Origin of the sequence: Paraburkholderia sp. RL18-101-BIB-B, from assembly GCF_046026985.1 — a bacterium.
Lineage (GTDB): Bacteria > Pseudomonadota > Gammaproteobacteria > Burkholderiales > Burkholderiaceae > Paraburkholderia.
In genome coordinates this window covers 407507-426173 of sequence record NZ_JARESV010000002.1, presented here as the reverse complement: position 1 = coordinate 426173, position 18667 = coordinate 407507, and the positions used below count along the sequence as shown (strand labels likewise).

Sequence of the window (18667 nt, the reverse complement as noted above, 5' to 3'; positions counted from 1 at the left end):
TGCCCCCCCGGGAGACGCCTCGAAGGAAATCTCCCCGAGGGGCGTCGAACGTGTGTCAGTGTGCACCGAGTTCGGCGCCCGCGGCGCGCCTTGCCCGGATGTTTTTTTAAGCCGGCGCCGAACTCAGGCCGCGAGCCCCAGCGCCTTTTCCAGCGTCTCCTTGCGCTTTTGCAGATTGGCGAGCATGTCGAAGTCGGCGGGGAAGTCGTCCACCTTCACGACTTGCGCGCCGTAACGCGCGTAGTCGTCGAGCACGCGCCGGTCGTCGGCGTCGATCAGGCCTTTCTTCTGCGCCGCGTCGGTCCAGGCAGCCAGTTGCGGCAGGCTCTGCGGCATCGGTTCGAGCAGGCCTTGCTTGGCCGCGTCGCGCAGCTTCTGCTCGATCTGCGTGAAGCGCGGGTTCAGCTCGAACACCAGCTCGCCGTAGCCGAGCGCGTCGACATGCGGATGCGGCACGTATGAATCGGACAGCAGACGATTGCGCGCGTCGCCCGGCGTTTGCATCAGTTCGGCGATCTCGCTGCCGAGTTGGTCGGACGGCTCGCGGTAGGGCAATCCGAACGGGAACGCGAGCACGCGCACGAGACCGGCGGCGAGGCGGTTCGGATAGTTGGCGAGCACGCCGTCGAGCGCGTGCTGCGCCTTGTACAGCGAATCCTCGACACCCCAGCGGACCAGCGGCAGGTCTTCTTGCTGACGGCCTTCGTCTTCGAAACGCTTGAGCGTGGCGGAGATCAGATAAAGCTGGGACAGCACGTCGCCCAGACGCGCTGAGATGCGCTCGCGGCGTTTCAGATCGCCGCCGAGCACGAACATCGAGACATCGGCGAGCAGTGCGAACGCGGTGGACAGGCGGGTGGCCGCGCGGTAGTACGCATGCAGCGGCGCGTGGGCCGTGCGCGGTTTGGCGATGAAGGCGCCGCCCGTTACGCCATAAACGAAACTGCGCACCACGTTGGAGAGCGTGAAGCTGACGTGGCCGAAGAACGCCTCGTCGAAATCGCGCAGCGCCCTGGCGTGGTCCGTTTCGCGCGTGGCGGCCATTTCCTTCAGCACATACGGATGACAGCGAATCGCGCCCTGGCCGAAGATGATCAGGCAACGCGTGAGAATGTTGGCGCCTTCCACGGTGATCGAGATCGGCACCTGCTGATAGGCGCGCGCGAGAAAGTTCGACGGCCCCATGCAGATGCCCTTGCCGGCGGTGATATCCATGCCGTCGTTGATGACCATGCGGGCGCGCTCGGTGATGTGATACTTCGCGATCGCCGAGATCACTGAAGGCTTTTCGCCGAGGTCCACCGCGTGCGCCGACAGGCGGCGCGCGGCGTCCATCACGTACAGGTTGCCGCCCATGCGGCCGAGCGCTTCCTGCACGCCCTCGAACTTGCCGACGGCGGTGCGGAACTGGCGGCGAACCGCGGCGTAGGCGCCGGTGCCGCGCACAGCGATCTTCGCCATGCCCACATTCGACGACGGCAGCGAAATCGCCCGGCCCGCCGCGAGACATTCCATCAGCATGCGCCAGCCGTTGCCGACCTGCGCGCGCCCGCCGATCACCCAGTCGAGCGGAATGAACACGTCCTTGCCCGAGTTCGGGCCGTTCTGGAACACGGCATTGAGCGGCCAGTGACGGCGGCCGATGTTCACGCCCGGATGGTCGGTCGGAATCAGCGCGCAGGTGATGCCGGGTTCGTCCTCCGTGCCCAGCAGATGGTCGGGATCGAGCGCGCGAAAGGCGAGGCCGAGCACGGTCGCAATCGGGCCGAGCGTGATGTAGCGCTTGTCCCACGTGACGCGAAAGCCCAGTGTCTCGCGGCCTTCGAACGTCCCCTTGCACACGATGCCGACGTCCGGAATCGCCGCCGCGTCGGAACCCGCGTAGGGGCTCGTCAATGCGAAGCAGGGGATTTCCTCGCCGCGTGCGAGGCGCGGCAGGTAGTGGTTTTTCTGCTCGTCGGTGCCGTAGTGCAACAGCAGTTCGGCGGGGCCGAGCGAATTCGGCACCATCACCGAAACGGCGGCGGCCGAGCAGCGCGTGGCGAGCTTCATGATGACCTGCGAATGCGCGTAGGCGGAGAACTGCTTGCCGCCGTACTGCTTCGGAATGATCATGCCGAGAAAGCCGCGTTCCTTGATGTACTGCCAGGTTTGCGGCGACAGGTCCTGCCAGACCATGGTGGTTTCCCAGTCGTTCGCGAGATCGCAGAGTTGCTCGCATTCGACGTCGAGGAACGACTGTTCTTCCGCCGTCAGCGTGGCGGGACCGTAGCCGAGCAACGTGTCCCAATGCGGGCGGCCCGAGAACAGTTCGGCGTCCCACCAGACCGTGCCGGCTTCGATCGCGTCGCGCTCGGTCGGCGACATCTCCGGCAGGATCTTGCGGAAGATGCCGAGCACGGGCTTGGCAAGCCACGTGCGGCGCAGCGGTTTGAGCGCGAGTACGAGGGCGGGGAGGACGAATACGATGGCGAGCAGCGTCGTGGCCACCGTACCCGCGGCTCCGCTGACATGCGCGGCCGCCACCCACACGATCATGAAGGCAAGCCACCATGCCGCGCGCGCCTGAATGTAGACGAGCGCGAACGCGGCAATGACGAGTACCAGGATGAACCACGGCATGACGTTTCCTCCTCTTTCGATGGTGCGAGCGAACGCGTCCACGTAGGGCGGATGGTTCGCGTTCTATTGATTTTCTGCCTCATGCTCGCGCTGCCTCGCCGCGCGTGCTGCATTTCCTTTTGCGCGTCGTATATGCCGTTCGACAGCGCGGCGTCGCTTAGGTGCGGGACTTAGACGTGGTGCTCAGGTATGCGGCGTTCATGGTGGTCGGCTGCCTTCTTGCTGAGTGTTTGTTGAGTACTTGTCGCCTGTCTGGCGCTGACCGGTAGTGTAGGCATTGCCGGTCGATTACGGGTTCGAAGCTGCGGCATGCTTACTATTGCGCGGGTTGCCTGCATGGTGCGGTAGTGATCCGTCTGCCCGCTCTCACGGGCGCCGCGTGCGGGTGACGGCTCATGACGGCGCGCTGCCCGCCGCGCTCGATCGTTAAGCTGTGCGGTGAAATGCGTGCTGACGCGAACCTGCTTCCATGTCGCCGTCACGATGTTCGCCTTCCGATACGGCCGGTGAGGGCGACTCCGATCCGCCTCCAGTGTGTGCCGCGCTCGTGCCTTCCGCGCCGCCGTCGCCGGCGCACTCCGCGCCGCCTTCGCTGGCGTCGCCGAGTACCGCGGCGAACGCGGCCAGTTGTGTGCCGTCCGGCAACGGCGCCTTGAGCGCGGCCACCATCAGCGAGGCGAGGCGTGCGATGAGTTGCAGGTCGTTCATCGACTTGCCCTGCGAGAACTCGGAAATCAGGCTGTCCGTGTCGGTGCCGGCCAGCACGCCCGACAGCGCGCCGATCGCGAAGTGCAGACGCCAGCCGAGTTCCTCGCGCGGCAGATGCGGCAACGCGCGCTGGAACGCATCGAAAAAGCGCACCGCCACAGAGGCGTAGTGCCCGTTGAGAAAGTCGCGAATGAACGACGACGGATCGGTATAAGCGCGGCCGAGCAAACGCAGAAACGCCTTGCCGCCGACGCGCGGATCGCGCGACAGGCGCAGCGCCGGAATGAACATCGCGCCGAGCACGTGCTCGCAGGTCAGGCGCTCGCCGAGCATGGTGTCGAAGCGGTCGAGCAGCTTGAGCCGCTCCTGGTTGAGGTGGTCGAGGCGGCGCGACAGCATCGAGTGAATCAGCGATTCCTTGCTGCCGAAGTGATAGTTCACTGCCGCGAGATTTACTTCGGCGCGCGAAGTAATCTGGCGCAACGACATGGCCTCATAGCCGCATTCGATAAAGAGTGTTTCGGCGGCGTCGAGGATGCGGGACTTCGTGTCGCCGGCATGCCGGCCTGTTGTGCGAACTGCCATATCGCGTCTCCCAGTTACCGGGCGTCCGGACCGCAAACAAGCAATTCAAATGCTTATTTGAAACGGCTGTTTTTTTCAGGATAAGAAGAAATGAGGTGTGCGATCAAGGGGTCACAGTCGACTAACTCCTCTAGAAGACCTGATGAACGTCGACTTTCCATGCTCGCGGCGCGTCAAATCGCGCGGAAATAAAAAAGGCCGTTCCGATGGAAATCGGAACGGCCTCGTATTGCTCGCCACCTTGTTCGGCCTTGCTGCTGTTTGCTGACGCGTACTCTGCGTCGCGCGGCCTTTGCGCCTATTGTTCCAGATAACGCGTCGGCAAAATAGCTGTTTGGTTCGAACGCTTAAACCCGTGCCGCAACCTGCTTGGCCGACTGTGTCATGTCGATGCCGCGGCGCTCGCGGCTGAACGGAATCAGCGCGGCAATCACCACGGCCACGATACCGATCACGACCGCCATGATGAGCGCGTAGTTGTTGCCGTGCGCTTCGGCGGCGCTCGCCTGCAACGGTCCGTTCACCGACGCGATCAGATTGCCGAGCTGATACACGAGACCGGGGAACGTCGCGCGAATTTCATCGGGCGAGATTTCGTTCAGGTGCACCGGAATCACGCCCCATGCGCCCTGCACGGAGATCTGCATCAGGAAGGCGCCCACCGCGAGCAGCACCGGCGTGGTCGAGAAGGCCCACAGCGGCAGCACCGGCAACGCGATCAACGCAGCAATGAAGATCGCGCGCTTGCGGCCGATCTTTTCCGACAATGCGCCGAAGAACAGGCCGCCGCAAATCGCGCCGATGTTCAGCACGATCGTGATCCACGACACCGTGTGCGCGTCGAACTGATGCTGCACGCGCAGGAAGGTCGGATACAGATCTTGTGAGCCGTGCGAGAAGAAATTGAACGCGGTCATCAGAATGATCGCGTACAGCGACAGCTTGACGTTCTGCCTGAGCGTGGCGACGAGACCCGGACGCGCTTTCTTTTCGAGCGTCTTGAAGGCCGGCGATTCCGGCACGTGCGCCCGCACATACAGCACGAGCAACGCCGGCAGCACGCCGACGAAGAACATGCCGCGCCAGCCGATGTACTGATAGAACACGCCGAACACGACCGAGGCGAGCAGATAGCCGCTCGGATAGCCGGCCTGCAGCAGACCCGAGACGATGCCGCGCGACTTCGGCGGCACGGTTTCCATGGTCAGTGCGCCGCCGACGCCCCATTCGCCGCCCATCGCGATGCCGAACAGCGCGCGCAGCACGAGCAGAGTGGCCAGGTTCGGCGAAAAGCCGGACAGCAATTCCAGCAGGGAGAAACACGCGATATTGACCATCAGCGTGGGACGGCGGCCGTACTTGTCGGCGAGCCAGCCGAAAATCAATGCGCCGAGCGGACGCATCACCAAGGTCAGCATGATGCCGAAGGCGACCTCGGGGATTTTTGTATTGAACTCCGCCGCAATATCTTTCAATACGAACACCATTAGAAAGAAATCGAATGCGTCGAGTGTCCAGCCCAGATAGGCAGCGATCGTGACGTTTCTCTGTTCCCGTGTCCAACTCATTGATTGTTCTCCTGGTTCTCCAATCACCCGTGTTTGACGACAGGTGGCTCCGCAGCCCCGCACGCCCCGTGGCATGGGCTTCGAGCGAGTGTACGCCGACTGTTAAACGCTTGCATGAATGAACGCGCGTTTATCCGTATTAATCCCTGGAGCAGATTTCATGAAGCGCGCCATTTATGTTGGCTAAATGTAATTATTGTATTAATGGTGTGTGCGATTTAGTTTGTTATCTGTAATCTATTTCGGATGTGATTTTCTTGCTGATCCGGTCATTTTGAGTTTCGGTGATTCGCCTATCGGTAGAAGTGACGCTCGCGGAATTCCAGTTGGCGGCGGTGCGGGCCCGCGGGTATAACAGCGGCTCGCGGCATTTCGTGCCGTGCATACAAGGGACACCAACCTATGACGATTCCGCATTTATGCCTGCTCATCGTGGCGCTGTTGCCGTTTCCGTGGACCATGCTGGCGAAAGTCAGCAAGCGCTACGACAATCGCACGCCACGCGCTTATCTTGCCGGTCTCGAAGGCTGGCGCGCGCGGGCACATGCGGCGCATCAGAACGCGTGGGAAGCGCTGGCGATGTTCACCGCCGCCATCGTCGTAGCGGGACAGGCGGGCGGATCGGGTACGTGGATCAACTGGCTGGCGATCACGTTTGTCGTCGCACGTGTGTTGCACGGCGTGCTGTATGTCGCGAATCTCGCGTCGCTGCGTTCTTTGGTCTGGTTTGTCGGCGTCGCGTGCGTGGTGTCGATGTTCTTCGTTTCCACTCGCTAATTCTGTGCGATGGCATCGCGCCGGTCGCGCGGGGCGGACCAGAAAGTCGCCATTTTCAATATATGCAACTTGCGCATCAGTCGAGCTGAAAAATCAATTTGATTCATGTTGCGTCGCGGAATACCATGGTCGTCATCCCACTTATTTCGCTTTTGTCGACACGCCATGTCAGTCAAATCAATCACTTCGGAGCCTGTACGCCGCGAGCGCAGTCCGTTTGCCGTGATCGCCGCGGTCGCGTTGCTCACGGGTATCGGCGCCGGTCTCGGCGGCATGCTGCTCGCGTTGCTGTTGCACGGCATCCAGCATCTTGCATACGGCTACAGCGTGACGCACGTGATCAGCGCCGAGAGTTTTCTACAGGGCGTCAGCGGTGCCGCGCCCGAACGCCGCCTGCTCGTGCTGACGATTTGCGGCCTGGTGGCGGGATTCGGCTGGTGGGCGCTATATCGATTCGGCCGGCCGCTCGTGAGCATTCGCCAGGCCGTCAAATCCGACGATCCGCGGATGCCCGTAATGAGCACGACGATCCATGCAGTGCTGCAGATCGTCACCGTGGCGCTCGGCTCGCCGCTCGGCCGCGAAGTCGCGCCGCGTGAGATCGGCTCGGCGTTCGCCGGCTGGCTGTCGCGCCGCGCGGGGCTGTCGGTCGCGCAGAGCCGGATCATGGTGGCGTGCGGCGCGGGCGCCGGTTTGGCCGCGGTCTATAACGTGCCGCTCGGCGGCGCGGTGTTCGTGCTCGAGGTCTTGCTGGGCACCTTCGGCTGGCCCGCACTGGTGCCGGCCATCGTGACCTCGTCGGTGGCCGCGTTGGTCGCGCAACTGGGACTGGGCAACGAACATCAATATCTCGTGCCGTCGATGACGCTGAGCCCCACGCTCGTGGTCTGGTCCGTGGTGTGCGGTCCGATCTTCGGCGTGGCGGCGTGGAGCTTCACGGAACTGATGAATCGCTCGCGCGCGGCCGCGCCGAAGAACTGGCGCCTGCCCGTGTTGTCGCTGCTGAACTTCGCGATGATCGGCGTCCTCGCGATGCATTTCCCGCAGTTGCTCGGCAATGGCAAGGGACCTGCGGGACTGGCATTCGATGGCGGCTTGACCATCAGTCTCGCCGCGATGCTGCTGGTGCTGAAGGTGGTCATCACCGCGAGCAGTTTGCGCGCCGGCGCCGAAGGTGGCCTGCTCACACCGGGGCTCGCGAATGGCGCGCTGCTGGCGATCGTACTCGGCGGATTATGGAGCCTCGTGTGGCCGGGGGCGTCGTTGGGCGCATTCGCGGTGGTCGGCGCAACGGCGTTTCTCGCTGCCTCGATGCAGATGCCGATTACGGCCGTGGTGCTCATGTTCGAATTCACCCGCGTAAGCCAGGATTTTCTGATTCCTGTGTTGTTTGCCGTGGGCGGTGCGCTGTTGGGTTTTCGTGCGTGTGCGAAGTGGGCGCCTGCAATGCAGTCGAGCTTTGGGTTTAGCTGGAGTGGCGCGAGCAAAGCGCGATAAAGGCTTGTGCTATTCGCGACGACGCGGGTTGAGCGCCGCACGGGCAAACGCCGCTCGGTCGGTTGTCTTTTTTTTTAGACGGGAGCATGATGTGGTCTCCGGCACGTCTGCATGACTCATGCAGCGTTGTCGCATCATTGTCGAATGAGGGACGCAAAATGAATCTTCAGCTCGCAAGCGTGTGGCTCGAGCGCTCACACGTCGGCTTCTCTGACATCCGCCATTTCGCATCGCAGTGCCGCGACGCAGCCGCCGCTTCGGGGCGCGAATCGGCGGCTCTCGTGCTACTTGCGGAGCGGGCGAACGCTTTTAGCGAACGTCACGAGGGCGTTGCCGTATCCACCGGTTTGGTCGATGAATTTCTCGCTGAGTTGCGGAACGATACAAAGGCACTGAAAGAGGCCAGCGAAGCCTCGGATGCCGCTTTTTTCGAGGCCCTCAACGCGTTCGCCGCGAAGGTGGCGCCGGCCATGGTCGTCTGACCTGGCGGCGTGCATCTGAAAATTGTCGTGCGCGCCGGTCGTATCATCCGGTGCTAACAGCGGCCGCCGCGAGGTCGGGGCATCCTGCGGGATTAACCGCGATCGAGTAGCAGTTGCAGGAGCTTCGCGCCGTCGCGCCCTTTGGCGGAGCCGGCCCACACGCGCTCGATCAGGCCGCGGTACATCGCGACAGCATCGGCTGACGTTGTAATCGTCGCAATACCTGTTCGCACATTCGGAAGCTCGCCGAGGCGAAAGGGCGATACCGCTACATGCTGGCTGCCCGGTTCCTCGAAAATCTGAAAGGTCTCACTCGGCAGATTGTCGGTCACGATACCGACCTGGACGCCAATAGGGTCGCTGTTCAACACCTCGATCATGTGTGCGACTTCCTTGCGTGCCGCAAGTTTTCGCTCGAGTTGCACGCCTGAAGGCAGGCCTAAACGGCCCACCAGCCCATGATGCAGGAACTGCTCAATCTGCCGGAGACCAATCAGGCTGAGGATGCCAGGACGCTGCTGTTCGAACACCTTGCGCCGTGCGGCCAGAATTTTCAGAACGTCGCTGTTGATCCGCTTCGAGCTTTCTCCGACCAGTTCGTCGGGGACGCTCTCGTCAAGCATGGAGCGCAGATGCTGCGGGTACGCTTCAGAGGTAAGCAGGAATGAAATCGGATCGAAGTTGGCGAGGATGCGCGTCGAGCGCGATTCGAGCTGGCGCATGCGCTCGAAGTAACTGACCGCGGAGTCGTGGTACTCGGACTCAACCCCGAGCAGATTGGGAAGCGTCACTTCCAGCAGCGCTGCCAGACGCTCGAGCGTTTCAATCTTGACGATTTCACCACGTTCGAGGTTGTAGACGGCGGCGCGGGAAATTGCGAGCCGTTCAGCAATGTCGTCGGAGCGAAGTCCGCGAGCCATGCGATAGGCGCGAAGGCGCTCGCCGATAGCGAGGAAGTCGAAAGTGGGCGCTGTTTTGCGGAAACCTAGAACTTCGGCCACGATACGTCCTCGTATAAAAATCCAAACGAATTGTACCTCAAGGCGTCGTCAAAGCTGCATTACCAGGGAAGATACTGAGGCGTTTTTGGCAAAATTCTAGAGTTTTTGCTTTTTTATACACTTGTCGTTTTATTTAGACGGTCGCAAGATTCTCATGTGACGTTCGCCCGGCGGCGCGTCACAGATGCCCGGTGCGCGTTCGCGATGTCGACGATGCAATCCGGAAGACCACGCGGCTGTCAGCTGAAACGAACAAGAGGCTTTTCATGTCTGGTGCAAAATTCAAACTCCTGCCGAGTCTTTGTCTCTTCGGCACTGCCGCGCTGAGCGCTCCGGCGTTCGCGCAATCCTCGGTGCAGCTTTACGGTCTGGTCGACGCGTTTGTCGGCTCCGTCAAAAATCCTGGCGCCCATGCGGCCGTGGTGATGCAAGGGGGCGGGCTGTCCACGTCTTTTTGGGGGCTTCACGGGACAGAGGACCTGGGCGGCGGCTATTCCACTTTCTTCGTGCTCGAGAGCTATTTCCAGCCGCAGAACGGCACGTACGGCCGCTTCACGAACGACAGTTTCTTCTCTCGCAACGCGTACCTCGGCATTGCCACGCCGTATGGTTCCATTCGTGCGGGGAGGCTGACAACGCCTCTGTACATTTCAACGATCAATCTCAATCCGTTCTTCAACTCCTATACGTTCTCTCCGTGGATTTTCCACACGTATAAGGGGCTCGGTCCGCAGGGCGTCGTGGGCGATTCCGGCTGGAACAACGCCGTAGCCTATTCGTCGCCGACGATCGGCGGCCTGAACGGCACCGTGATCTACTCGTTCGGTAACACGGCGGGTGACGCCGGTGCGCACAAGTGGGGTGGAACGCTTAACTATGCGAACGGCCCGGTCGTGCTCGCGGCCAACTACCAGTACATCAACTACAGCAATGTGGCGGGTGACATCGCGACGGCATTGCCGGCTATATCCGGTCTCAAGAGCCAGGAGACGATTCAACTCGACGGGTCGTACAACTTCAACGTGGTTCGCGTATTCGCCGGCTTCATGAACATCCGCGACAAGGCGACGCTGGGTACGACAACGACCAACTCGGAACAGCTTGGCGTCTCGATTCCCGTGGGCGTGGGGTCGGTGCTCGGAGACTTTGTGTATTCGAAGTCGACGGGGCCGAACAGTGGCGACGTTCACCGCACCACCTGGGCGGTCGGATACGACTATCCGCTCTCCAAGCGTACCGATGTGTACGCGGCGTTCAAATACGACCACTACGCTAGCCAGTCCACGGGACTGACATACGGCGCAGGCCTTCGCCACAACTTCTGAGTCGTGGCGCGACCGGCGTTCGGCCAATTCGCGCTTACGGGTTTTCACTAACGGAAATCGCGTTGCAGGGTGCGCCAAAAGCGCGTAGTCTAAATATTTAGACGAGTCTCTGAAGCAACGGAGTTCAGCGTCCGAGACAGCCACCTTTCTAGGTAGTTCAAGACCCAGGACGTCACTACACAGCGCATTGCATGAAGTTTCCCGATTTGTGTCCTTCGGGATGATTTCAGGCGCGCTGATCGTCTATTTTTTTGTACGAATAGCATTGTAGTTGACGCGCGGGTCCACAAAGACCGTTTTCGAATCGCAGGAAAGGAAGTTCTCCACTGGAGGAAGTCATGGAAGCAAATGCAAGGGCGGCAGGGCGCGATGCCAGCGCGCCAGTCGGGGCGGACGACCGTCCCAGCAAGTACGCCTGGAAAGCACTGGCCGGTTCGGCGATCGGCTACGCGATGGACGGATTCGACCTGCTCATTCTTGGGTTCATGTTGCCTGCCATCGCGTTGGATCTGCATCTGAGCACGCAGCAGTCGGGTGCGCTGGTCACGTGGACGCTGATTGGCGCGGTGGGCGGTGGCATTCTGTTCGGCGCGCTGTCGGACCGGTTCGGCCGCATCCGGGTTCTGACGTGGACCATCGTGATTTTTGCGCTCTTCACCGGGATGTGTGCCTTCGCTCACGGCTTCTGGGATTTGCTGGCCTACCGGACAGTCGCGGGTATCGGTCTGGGTGGTGAGTTCGGAATCGGCATGGCGTTGGCCGCTGAAGCATGGCCTGCAAGACATCGCGCGCGCGTGTCGTCGTATGTTGCGCTCGGCTGGCAGAGCGGCGTGCTTGCAGCCTCTCTACTCACGCCGCTGCTGCTTCCGCATATCGGCTGGCGCGGCATGTTCCTGCTTGGCGTGGCGCCGGCACTCGTTGCATGGGTCGTGCGCAACAAGCTGCATGAGCCTGAAGTGTTCGTGCGGAGTGCGAAGACATCAGCCAGCAAGCCTAACGCCTTCAGGCTGCTCATCGCCGACGGACGCACCGCCCGCACGAGTCTCGGCATCGTCATTCTGTGTTCGGTCCAGAACTTCGGCTACTACGGCATCATGATCTGGCTACCGACTTACCTCGCCAGAACGCTTGGATTTGGTCTCACCAAGTCGGCGCTCTGGACGTCGGTGACCATCGTCGGAATGATGGTCGGAGTCTATATCTTCGGCCAGTTGGCGGACCGCATTGGACGCAAGCCGACCTTCCTGCTCTTCCAGGCTGGCGCGGTGGCGATGGTCATTACCTATTCGAAGCTCTCAGACCCAGGCGTGATGCTGTGGGCCGGCGCGCTCATGGGCATGTTCGTCAACGGAATGATTGGCGGCTACGGTGCCCTGATGTCGGAGGCCTATCCGACAGCGGCGCGCGCTACCGCACAGAACGTTCTTTTCAATGTCGGCCGCGCGGTCGGCGGATTGGGTCCTATCGTCGTGGGCGGTATCGCCGCTGCTTATTCGCTGCAACTCGCGATTGCCCTGCTCGCAAGCATCTATGTGCTCGACATGGTCGCAACGATCTTTCTCATTCCCGAGTTGAAGGGCGCGGAACTGGAATAACCAGACAGTTTGCTGCGAACCGCTCTGTTCACCTGACCGGTCCGCAGCGTTATCGAAGAGTGGAGTCATCATGTCAGCAAGCCCGTGCGGCGTCGAGAACGCCGCAATTGTCGCTTCCTATCGTTGCAGAGTCGCAGAGCACTACTGGGTCAACCAGCGATACAAGTACATCCGTCTGGAAGCAGACGCGCCCATCGCGCGAATCACGAAGGCTGGGCAGTTCTACCAGCTCAAATGCCCGACTACGCTGGAACACGAACCGTTCCTGCTGCGCCCGATGAGTGTCTATGGTGCGGGTCCCGAAGACAACCGCATCGAGTTTCTCTACAACGTCACGGGCGTTGGCACGAAGGCAATGGCGACCTTGCTCGAAGGCGGTCGCATGGACATCGTCGGGCCGTTGGGCAATACCTTTACCTTCAGCGCCAACTATCGCCGCATTCTCGTGGTCGCGCGTGGCGTCGGCCTGGCCACGATGGCTCCGCTCATCAAGGAAGCGTCGCAGGCGGGTGTCGACATCACGGCCGTCATGTCGGCACGCTCGCCGGCCGACCTCATGGAAAAAGAGTTTCTGCGGGGCGCGACGGCGGATGTCCGCAGTGTTTTCGATGCGGACGGAACGTCTTCGGTCGAAGCGATGGAGGTGCTGCTGCGTGAGCTCATCGAGCAGCAGCGTCCTGATGCCGTCTATACCTGTGGGTCGCATCGTCTGTTGATGCTGTTGCAGCGCGTCCTTTCCGACTATCCGCGAATCACCGCCGAAGTCGCGATGGAACAACGCATGGCGTGCGGCATGGGCGTCTGTCTTTCATGCGTGCGGCTGTTCGATTGCGACGGTGACCGCAAATTCCTTCGCGTCTGTCGCGAAGGCCCAGTGTTTCCCATCCGCGAGGTGGTTGGGGAGGTGGAATTTGGCTAATTTAACCGCCCGGGTTGGCAACATGATTTTGCGCAACCCCGTCATGCCGGCGTCAGGCTGTTTCGCGATTGAATACCAGGAAGCGCTGGACCTCAATTGTCTTGGCGCGCTCGTGGTGAAGAGCGTGTCGCCAACGTCGCGCGCGGGTAACCCCACGCCGCGCGTGGCGGATAGCTACAGCGGGATGCTCAATTCGATCGGCATCCCAAGCAAGGGGCTCGAGTATTACCGCGAGCATGTGCTGCCGCCGTATCTGAAGTTCGATACGCCGGTTGTCGTTTCCATTTCAGCCGATACCGCCGACGAGTTTGCCGAGGCCTGCGAGGAGATGTCGTTGCCGGAAGTGGCAGCGATCGAGGCGAACATATCGTGTCCGAATCTTGAAGCAGACGGCATGGCGTTCGCCATGCTGCCCGATACGACATACAAGGCCGTGTCGGCGATTCGCCGGCGCACCGATCACCCGTTCTGGGTCAAGCTCACGCCCAATGCGAGCAATATCGCGGCCGTCGCGCGGGCAGCCGAAGACGCCGGCGCGGACGCCATCGTGATGGGCAACACGGTGCTCGGCATGGCGATCGATGTCCGGACCCGTAAGCCGAAGCTCGGCAATGTGATGGGCGGCCTGTCCGGTCCCGCCATCAAACCGATCGCGGTGCGGCTTGTTCACCAGTGCTATAGGGCTGTGCGGATTCCGATTATCGGCTGTGGCGGTATCCAGACCGCCGAAGACGCCGTCGAATTCATGCTCGCGGGTGCGAGTGCTGTACAGGTTGGAACGGCATCGTTCCGCGACCCGGGCGTCATGCAGAAAATCATCGACGGTCTTGAGGCGTACTGCACGGAAATGGGCGTCGAGAGCATTCGGGACCTGACCGGCCAGGTGAAGCTGGACCGTCAGTTGAGCGACCGCTGGCTGCGGTTTGCACAACAGTCGGGCTGAATCCTCGTTGCGTGAAGGCGGCTCGTTCACCGAGTGCCTTCGGGAAAGTGCCGGATAGCACCGGCACATTGTGCAAATGGACGGGCATCATGGAAATACTTGACCTCACCGGGCTCGCGCAGCAACTCTTCGATGATATTCGCGAACTCTCATCCGACGGTGTAGGTGTCACGCGAGACAGCTATGGCAAAGGCGAGTCCGCAGCGGCCGATTACCTGCGGCACTTTGCCGGGAAGGAAGGGCTGCATGTCGATGTCGACCGCGCCGCCAACCTTATTTTCAGTCTGCCCGAGAGCGACACGCAGCAGCCGGCCGTCTGGGTCGGCTCGCATATGGATTCGGTGCCGCAAGGCGGCAACTTCGACGGCCTCGCCGGCATCATCGCGGGCTTGCTCTGCCTGGTTGCGCAGAAGCAGAGTGGTCGAGCGTCGGGTACGCCGCTGCGCGTCATTGCCTTTCGCGGGGAGGAAAGCGCATGGTTCGGCAAGGCTTATATGGGCTCGGGCTCCCTCTTCGGCAAGCTCTCCGCACAGGATCTCGAACTCAAGCATCGAACCTCGGGCAAGTCGCTCGCCAGCTACATGGAGCAGGTTGGCGCGGACACCGCCGCCATTGCGTCTCAGGAAATGCTCTTCGATCAATCCCGCGCCAAAGCGTATCTCGAACTGCATATCGAGCAGGGCCCCATCATGGTCGCCCGCAAGATTGCACTCGGGGTGGTGCCGGGCATTCGTGGCAACGTCCGGCACAACCGGATTACCTGTGTCGGCGAGGCGGGTCACTCGGGCGCAGTCCCTCGCTGGCTGCGTCACGATGCGATGTTCGCCGTGGCGGACCTGATCACCAGGCTGGACGAACACTGGCGCGTGCTGCTCGAGCGCGGCATAGACCTCGTCGTGACGACGGGCATCGTGGGTACGGACCCGTCCGAGCATTCCATCTCGCGTATTCCGGGCACGGTGCACTTCAGCTTCGAAGCGCGCAGCAAGAGCCATGACACGCTCGAAGGGTTCTACCAGTTGATGCGTACCGAGTGCGCGTCGATTTCGCGCGAACGTGGCGTGAAATTCGAATTCGACCGGCGCCTGGAGTCTTCGCCCGCCACGATGGACGAGAAGATTTGCGCCGCGCTCGCCGCGTCTTGCGAGCGCATGGCGACACCTTATGAGACCGTGCCTAGCGGCGCGGGGCACGACGCGTCGCTGTTTGCAAACGCGGGTATCCCCAGCGGCATGCTGTTCATCCGCAACGAGAACGGCTCCCACAATCCGCATGAAGCGATGGACATCGACGATTTCATGCTTGGCGTGCGTGTGCTTGCCGACACCATCGACCATCTCTAACGAGTCCGCTCAGGTCAAGGAACAGTCATGGTTCAGTCAATTACCATCCGGCGCCCGGATGACATGCATCTGCATTTGCGCGATGACACGATGCTTCGCACCGTTCTGCCATTGTCGGCGCGCCAGTTCGGCCGCGCCATCGTGATGCCCAACCTCAAACCGCCGGTTACGACGGTAGCAGCCGCGCGAGCCTATCGCGAGCGCATCCTCGAAGCATTGCCCGCAGGCTCTGCATTCGAGCCGTTGATGACATGCTACCTATGTGACGACACCGACCCTGCGGAAATCCGGAAGGGATTCGAGGCGCGCGTGTTCACGGCGGTGAAGCTGTATCCCGCCGGCGCCACGACGCATTCCGAGTACGGCGTGACCGGCATCGACAAGGTCGCAAGCGTGCTCGATGTCATGCAGGAACTGGGCATGCCGCTTCTCATTCACGGTGAAAGCACCGACCCGGCTATCGATGTTTTCGACAAGGAGACTGTCTTCATTGAGCGCACGCTCAAGCGCTTGCTCGACAGGTTTCCGGCGCTCAGGGTCGTGCTCGAGCACATTACGACCGAAGAGGCCGCTGACTTTGTTGACGCGGACACCAGTGGCCGGCTCGCGGCGACCATCACACCGCAGCATCTGCTTTTGAACCGGAACGCGATGTTCACCGGGGGATTGCGGCCGCATTACTACTGTTTGCCGGTCCTCAAGCGCGAGCAGCATCGACTTGCGCTGCGGCGTGTCGCGACCTCCGGCTCACGGTCGTTTTTCCTCGGCACTGATTCGGCACCACACGAGCGCGGCGCCAAAGAAGCCGCGTGCGGTTGCGCCGGTATCTTTAGCGCGCCGACAGCCCTTGAGGCCTACCTGACGGTGTTCGACGAAGAACATGCGCTCGAGCGCTTTGAGGCCTTCGCAAGCGATAACGGCCGCCGTTTTTATGGCCTTCCACAGAACGAAGGCACCGTGACGCTGACACGAGAACGCAATGAGGCGCCACGAAGCGTCGCGCTCGGTGACGGCAAATCGATTGAAACATTCATGGGATGCGGCGAATTGCCCTGGCGCCTCGTCGACCACTCGAACGCCTATTAAAAGACCCGTCGGAGAGAGCTATGAGCAATCAGGAGTTCCGCGTTGAATATGACCTTCTTGGCGAGCGACAAGTGCCGCAAGAAGCGTACTACGGCGTGCATACGTTACGAGCGAAAGAAAACTTCGAGATTTCGGGGACGACCGTCTCGTGCTATCCCAATCTGATCATCGCACTTGCCGCAGTGAAGCAGGCTGCAGCCGTTGCCAACGCTGAACTTGGCCTGCTGTCGCCAACATTGCGCGATGCGATCGTCGCCGCGTGTATCGAGATACGTGAAGGTCACCTGCATGAGCAGTTCGTCGTGGACGTGATCCAGGGCGGCGCGGGCACTTCGACCAACATGAACGCCAACGAGGTGATCTGCAACCGTGCGCTCGAACTGATGGGCCACAAGCGGGGCGAGTACGCGCATCTTCACCCGAACGAACACGTCAATCTCGCACAAAGCACGAACGACGTTTATCCGACAGCTTTGCGCATCGCCACATTCTTTGCCATCGAGCATCTGCTCGAAGCCATGGCGCAACTGCATGCGGCATTCGATGAAAAGGCATTGGAGTTTGCGGGTTTGCTGAAGCTCGGCCGCACGCAACTGCAGGACGCAGTTCCAATGACGCTCGGGCAGGAGTTTTCAACCTACGCGGTCATGCTCGAAGAAGATATGGCGCGCCTGCGTGAGGCGTCGGCGTTGATTCGGGAGATCAACCTCGGTGCCACCGCCATCGGCACAGGCATCACCGCACACCCCGATTACGCGCAGAAGGCGCTCGAAGCGCTGCAACGGATCACGGGTATCGAACTGAGCACAGCGCCGAATCTGATCGAAGCCACGCAGGACTGCGGTGCGTTCGTTCAGATTTCCGGAGTGCTCAAGCGTATCGCCGTGAAACTCTCGAAGACCTGCAACGACTTGCGCCTGCTTTCGAGCGGACCACGAGCAGGCTTCGGTGAAATCAACCTGCCGCCGATGCAGGCGGGTTCTTCGATCATGCCCGGCAAGGTCAATCCGGTTATCCCGGAGGTCGTCAATCAGGTGGCGTTCGAGGTGTTTGGAAACGACATCACCGTGACCTTTGCCGCGGAAGGCGGCCAGCTTCAGCTCAATGCCTTCGAACCGATCATCGCCTATGCGCTGTTTCGCAGTTTCAAACATCTCACTGCGGCGTGCATCACGCTCGCTGACAAGTGTGTGAAGGGTATTACGGCGAATGCCGGGCATCTGCGCGAGACCATGGAGCGCTCGCTCGCGCTGGCCACGGCGCTGAACCCGTACATCGGGTACAAGAATGCGACGTCCGTTGCGGCGGAAGCGCATGCGCACGGCACGACCATCAGGGAAGTCGTGCTTCGTCGACAGTTGATGACCGGCGCGCAACTCGACGAGGCGCTTCGCCCGGAGGCACTCATTCAGCCCCGCATTTACGGCAGCCTTGTCGATCTGATTGCTGCCGCGGGTGCAGGCGCAGAACAGGATGCCGTTGCAAAGTGATTTCAACGCGCAGGCCAACACAAGTATCGGAGTATGTATGTCGATTTCACGCACGGAACTCGGACTGACCACGACCGTCGCCAGGGCTCTCATCGAAGCCGGTTGTGTTCAGTTCCGCGTCGATGAACCATTCCGCCTGCCATCAGGATGGACTAGCCCGGTCTACATGGATTGCCGGCGGCTCATCTCGTTTCCAAAGCTGCGGCACGCGCTGGTCGGCGAAAGCTTGCGACTGGTGCGTGAGCGTGGTTGTCTCGAGGGCATCGACGCAATTGTCGGCGCGGAGTCGAGTGGCATCGCGATGGCGGCCTGGATTGCGGACGCCCTGCAATTGCCGATGCAGTACGTGCGCAAGAAGGCCAAAGGCCTCGGCCTTTCGACGCAAATCGAAGGCGTGATCGAAACCGGCGACCGCGTACTGTTGATTGACGACCTGATGGCTGCGGGAGAGTCGAAGCGGGAGTTCTGCCGCGCGTTGCACGAAGTCGGCGCGAAGATGAAGGACATCTTCGTGGTATTCGACTACGGCGTGTTCCCGACGGCAGGAATGCTGGACCGCTGGGGAGTGAGCGTGCATTCGCTGGCCAATTGGCACGACGTGCTCGTTGCTGCCAGAAGTGACGGCCTCGTCGACGAACGCTCGCTGAACGAACTGGAAGCGTTTCTCAAGGACCCGGTCGCGTGGTCGCACGCGCGTGGCGGAATCGTATGGACGCCGCGTTAAGC

15 protein-coding genes are annotated in these 18667 nt (G+C 61.3%); 11 read left to right on the top strand and 4 right to left on the bottom strand.

From position 1 onward, the window contains the following. Positions 1-123: 123 nt before the first annotated feature. The 3 genes from P0D73_RS04940 to P0D73_RS04930 form a co-directional block, all read right to left on the bottom strand. Complete coding sequence (locus P0D73_RS04940) at positions 124-2622, bottom strand: acyl-CoA dehydrogenase (protein WP_408430093.1); 2499 nt, start codon at positions 2620-2622, stop codon at positions 124-126. A gap of 426 nt (positions 2623-3048) precedes the next feature. Beyond that, positions 3049-3915: a TetR/AcrR family transcriptional regulator gene (locus tag P0D73_RS04935; RefSeq protein WP_408430090.1), complete on the bottom strand. Its 867-nt coding sequence runs from the start codon at positions 3913-3915 to the stop codon at positions 3049-3051. Between the two features lie 347 nt (positions 3916-4262). Beyond that, a complete protein-coding gene (locus P0D73_RS04930; protein WP_132374926.1) occupies positions 4263-5483 on the bottom strand; it encodes an MFS transporter in 1221 nt (406 codons plus the stop codon). Positions 5484-5885: 402 nt separating this feature from the next. Here P0D73_RS04930 and P0D73_RS04925 point away from each other — a divergent pair, with 402 nt between their 5' ends. From P0D73_RS04925 to P0D73_RS04915, 3 genes are all read left to right on the top strand, one after another. After that, positions 5886-6260: an MAPEG family protein gene (locus P0D73_RS04925; protein WP_408175736.1), complete on the top strand. Its 375-nt coding sequence runs from the start codon at positions 5886-5888 to the stop codon at positions 6258-6260. Between the two features lie 165 nt (positions 6261-6425). Next, positions 6426-7757, top strand: a complete 1332-nt coding sequence (locus P0D73_RS04920) for a chloride channel protein (RefSeq protein ID WP_408430087.1) — start codon at positions 6426-6428, stop codon at positions 7755-7757. Between the two features lie 179 nt (positions 7758-7936). Next, on the top strand, positions 7937-8239 hold the full coding sequence (locus P0D73_RS04915; RefSeq protein ID WP_408430085.1) for a hypothetical protein: 303 nt from the start codon (positions 7937-7939) through the stop codon (positions 8237-8239). Positions 8240-8331: 92 nt separating this feature from the next. Here the strand turns inward: P0D73_RS04915 and P0D73_RS04910 are convergent, their stop codons facing one another. Beyond that, the gene (locus P0D73_RS04910; RefSeq protein WP_408430083.1) at positions 8332-9240 is read right to left on the bottom strand and encodes a helix-turn-helix domain-containing protein; all 909 of its coding nucleotides are present in this window, start codon (positions 9238-9240) and stop codon (positions 8332-8334) included. A 266-nt stretch (positions 9241-9506) separates the two neighbouring features. On the opposite strand from P0D73_RS04910, the gene P0D73_RS04905 reads away from it, so the two are divergent. The 8 genes from P0D73_RS04905 to P0D73_RS04870 all read left to right on the top strand — a co-directional run bounded on the left by P0D73_RS04905 (position 9507) and on the right by P0D73_RS04870 (position 18665). Next, the gene (locus P0D73_RS04905; protein ID WP_408430081.1) at positions 9507-10565 is read left to right on the top strand and encodes a porin; all 1059 of its coding nucleotides are present in this window, start codon (positions 9507-9509) and stop codon (positions 10563-10565) included. A gap of 338 nt (positions 10566-10903) precedes the next feature. Further along, a complete protein-coding gene (locus tag P0D73_RS04900) occupies positions 10904-12160 on the top strand; it encodes an MFS transporter (RefSeq protein ID WP_408430078.1) in 1257 nt (418 codons plus the stop codon). A 70-nt stretch (positions 12161-12230) separates the two neighbouring features. After that, positions 12231-13079 (top strand): dihydroorotate dehydrogenase electron transfer subunit, encoded by an 849-nt coding sequence (locus P0D73_RS04895; protein WP_408430075.1) that lies wholly within the window; start codon positions 12231-12233, stop codon positions 13077-13079. Further along, complete coding sequence (locus P0D73_RS04890; protein ID WP_408430072.1) at positions 13072-14022, top strand: dihydroorotate dehydrogenase; 951 nt, start codon at positions 13072-13074, stop codon at positions 14020-14022. Before P0D73_RS04895 ends, P0D73_RS04890 begins: the two co-directional genes overlap by 8 nt. An 89-nt stretch (positions 14023-14111) precedes the next feature. Continuing rightward, a complete protein-coding gene (locus tag P0D73_RS04885) occupies positions 14112-15365 on the top strand; it encodes an allantoate amidohydrolase (protein ID WP_132374918.1) in 1254 nt (417 codons plus the stop codon). Between the two features lie 27 nt (positions 15366-15392). Then, complete coding sequence (gene pyrC, locus P0D73_RS04880; RefSeq protein ID WP_408430068.1) at positions 15393-16451, top strand: dihydroorotase; 1059 nt, start codon at positions 15393-15395, stop codon at positions 16449-16451. 20 nt (positions 16452-16471) lie between these two features. Further along, positions 16472-17941, top strand: coding sequence for an aspartate ammonia-lyase (gene aspA, locus P0D73_RS04875; RefSeq protein ID WP_408430065.1), 1470 nt, complete (start codon positions 16472-16474; stop codon positions 17939-17941). A 37-nt stretch (positions 17942-17978) separates the two neighbouring features. Beyond that, positions 17979-18665, top strand: coding sequence for an orotate phosphoribosyltransferase (locus P0D73_RS04870; RefSeq protein ID WP_408430062.1), 687 nt, complete (start codon positions 17979-17981; stop codon positions 18663-18665). Positions 18666-18667 lie beyond the last annotated feature (2 nt).

Coding starts and splice junctions, on each gene's coding strand:
- P0D73_RS04940 (WP_408430093.1), bottom strand. CDS start 2,622: ATGCCGTGGTTCATCCTGGTACTCGTCATTGCCGCGTTCGCGCTCGTC.
- P0D73_RS04935 (WP_408430090.1), bottom strand. CDS start 3,915: ATGGCAGTTCGCACAACAGGCCGGCATGCCGGCGACACGAAGTCCCGC.
- P0D73_RS04930 (WP_132374926.1), bottom strand. CDS start 5,483: ATGAGTTGGACACGGGAACAGAGAAACGTCACGATCGCTGCCTATCTG.
- P0D73_RS04925 (WP_408175736.1), top strand. CDS start 5,886: ATGACGATTCCGCATTTATGCCTGCTCATCGTGGCGCTGTTGCCGTTT.
- P0D73_RS04920 (WP_408430087.1), top strand. CDS start 6,426: ATGTCAGTCAAATCAATCACTTCGGAGCCTGTACGCCGCGAGCGCAGT.
- P0D73_RS04905 (WP_408430081.1), top strand. CDS start 9,507: ATGTCTGGTGCAAAATTCAAACTCCTGCCGAGTCTTTGTCTCTTCGGC.
- P0D73_RS04900 (WP_408430078.1), top strand. CDS start 10,904: ATGGAAGCAAATGCAAGGGCGGCAGGGCGCGATGCCAGCGCGCCAGTC.
- P0D73_RS04895 (WP_408430075.1), top strand. CDS start 12,231: ATGTCAGCAAGCCCGTGCGGCGTCGAGAACGCCGCAATTGTCGCTTCC.
- P0D73_RS04885 (WP_132374918.1), top strand. CDS start 14,112: ATGGAAATACTTGACCTCACCGGGCTCGCGCAGCAACTCTTCGATGAT.
- pyrC (WP_408430068.1), top strand. CDS start 15,393: ATGGTTCAGTCAATTACCATCCGGCGCCCGGATGACATGCATCTGCAT.
- aspA (WP_408430065.1), top strand. CDS start 16,472: ATGAGCAATCAGGAGTTCCGCGTTGAATATGACCTTCTTGGCGAGCGA.
- P0D73_RS04870 (WP_408430062.1), top strand. CDS start 17,979: ATGTCGATTTCACGCACGGAACTCGGACTGACCACGACCGTCGCCAGG.